This window comes from Gilliamella bombi (assembly GCF_900103255.1).
GTDB lineage: Bacteria > Pseudomonadota > Gammaproteobacteria > Enterobacterales > Orbaceae > Gilliamella > Gilliamella bombi.
In genome coordinates, this window is sequence record NZ_FMWS01000030.1 from 1 (window position 1) to 2,526 (window position 2,526).

Below are 2,526 nucleotides of genomic sequence, written 5' to 3' on the forward strand. Positions count from 1 at the left end.
TGCCATTAATCACCTTGCCAACCTCAGTGTCGAATAACGGCTGCTCGGTTGAAGCATGAAAAAATCTTGAGGGAAGATTGACGGTATAGACCGGTTTGATTTTAATATAGTAGCTCTCGGTAGTGTCGGTAAAATGAATCGCCACCTCAGAGCTTAACCAACCTGCTGGTTTAGCGGCTTGAACTAATTGCGCCTCTTTTTCAACTAATATGATAGTCTTTTCACTTTCAGGCAACTTGTCTGCTAAGGCTCGGGTTTTAGTGATAAACGCAGGCAAATCATCACAGGTCAATAATTCAATATGTGCCATTTGCAGTAATTGATTGTCTAACGCCCGTTTCATGTTCGATAACGGCGCTTCTTTAGGCTCGTCAAAACGTTGGGATTGGCTGACATTATGGCCGATATAACCTATAAAGTCGCCTTTATTAATTGGTACAGGCGTTTTTAATACCACGACTTTATCTAATTTTTCAGGTTTAAGCTGGGTAATTATTAGTGAGGTTAATTTGACATACCCCTTATGTGGCGCATCATTCCCGCCATTTTCAGCAACCAATACCGCCGGCACATCACAATTATCAATTTTACGGATTTTAGCATAACCATTTTCTTGCCCATCCAATTCAAACGTTGCCGTTTGAGGTAAATACGTTAACTTTTGAGTTTCATTAGCAGCGCCATAAACAGCAAGGCCTTTTACTTCAACTTCGGGGTCGCCAACTTTTTTATTATCTTCCTTGCAGATTTCATAGTCTTTATTAGCTTCCGCTGTCTTTCCTGTCGGTCTGTCGGCGGCTGTGGCGCCAATATCTTTATGCCAAACATAACCAGTAATATTGCCCAATTCAGTTTGAAACCCATTTGGCGTTACCACCGTGCCGGTGGTTATTGACACAATTTTATACCAACCAGGCTTACCCTCTTTTTGTTCACCTAAACGAACTTTACTACTCTTTAGTAATAAGCCAACAACTTTTGTACCACTTCCTTTTTCCCGTATCACGCTACCCGCAATGGTTTCTGTTTTTTTTTCATCAACTTTCCCTGCTCCCGCTTGCCAATAACAAGGATAATCAACCTGACTACTATTTTCCTGAATTTTTTGCTGATAACCATACCAATCTAGCTGATGCATATATAAACTGTATAAGGTTATTGAGGGTGGCGTGTCGGTTGAGTCTGTAATTTTTGGCATTTGTAACAGGTGTCTAACTAAGGTAAATCCCGTTGAGAAATACGCCACTTTTTGCTGTTCTTTATAAGGCGTTTTTAGCTCAACATTGTCCAGATAGACTATTTTATGGTAAATATCATCGACTCGATAAGCAACCACTTCGCCATGAGCCATACAACGCAATTTACCGTCATTATCAACTTTCTTTAGTACCCCTTCATCAATATGGAACCCCCCATGCCATATCCCATTTTCACCAAATGGATAAAAGCCACTACTTGCTTCTGCTAACGCTTTATAATAAGCGTCTTGGCTGAGTTGTTTTTCACCCACGGGAAAGTTGAAATTATCGAGTTTTTTTATGGTCATGTTTATTACCTTATTCCTTATGCCGAAAAGCCTTTCGAGTTAAACGATACATGTTTTTTTAATAAGACTTCGAGCTCTTTATTCTTGTTATTTAGTTTTGCTGATAATTGATTACTCGCTGGCCCCATCTTCTGGAACACATTACATTTAAGATAAATATTATCCTGTGTGCCAAGTTCAATGCCTTCACTGCTGATTTTGATATAAGAGCCACCACAAATAAGGGTGAGGTTGTCTTTGGCAGTAATGGTGACTTTGCCATCGACACTATCCACTTTGATATCTTGTTTGGCAGCCATATTGAGGTTGGCATTTTGGGCTTGCAGGTCGATATCACCTTGGTTGGCAAATAGTTTCATGCCCGATTTTTGGGCAAATAAACCAATCGCCTCGCCCGATGAGAAGGTGACATTTTTTAAGGCGTTGATATCGGTTTGGTTTTCACTGGTTAAGGTCAGGCTGTTAGCTGTCGATAGTTGGATGTTTTCAGGGCTGGTTAGGGCGATGCCTTCTTGCGCATAGGCTAGTAAGCCACTTTGGGTTAGCTGAGTTAAGTTGGCTTTAAGTTGCTCTTGGCTGTCGGTATCGGCGCTGTGTGCCTCGGACTGGGTGGCGGCATTTTGTATCGCTTTGGCAATGGATAAGGCATTTTCAAGTTGGCTTATTGCCGCCTGCATATCAAGCTGTTTGCCTTGGGCTTTAGGCTGGGTTTGGGTGGTTAAGTATAAGCCTCTATTGGCGGCAATCGCACCCCATTCGTCGGTGCGTAGTTCAAAACCTTCACCGCGGGGTTGTTTTTTTTCGTTAACTAAGTGACCGATATTAAGTTGAGTTTTTCCGTATTCGGTAGCCAGTTTGATATGCTCTTGCCCACGTTTATCATCCATGCGCAGTTTGTTATTAGCTGGGGTGCGAATGACATTGCGGTGTTTGTTGATGGTGGTGATAGGGTCAGGGTGAGCACTGTCATGCATTGCATG

General features: G+C 42.0%; 1 protein-coding gene and 1 pseudogene. Both read right to left on the reverse strand.

Annotation, left to right across the window (positions count from 1 at the left end):
* Nucleotides 1–1,546, reverse strand: a pseudogene (locus tag B9N71_RS06295) (hypothetical protein); the annotation flags it as partial.
* A 17-nt stretch (nt 1,547–1,563) separates the two neighbouring features.
* A partial coding sequence (locus tag B9N71_RS06300) for a DUF2345 domain-containing protein (protein WP_143422069.1) occupies nt 1,564–2,526 on the reverse strand: 963 nt, incomplete at its 5' end.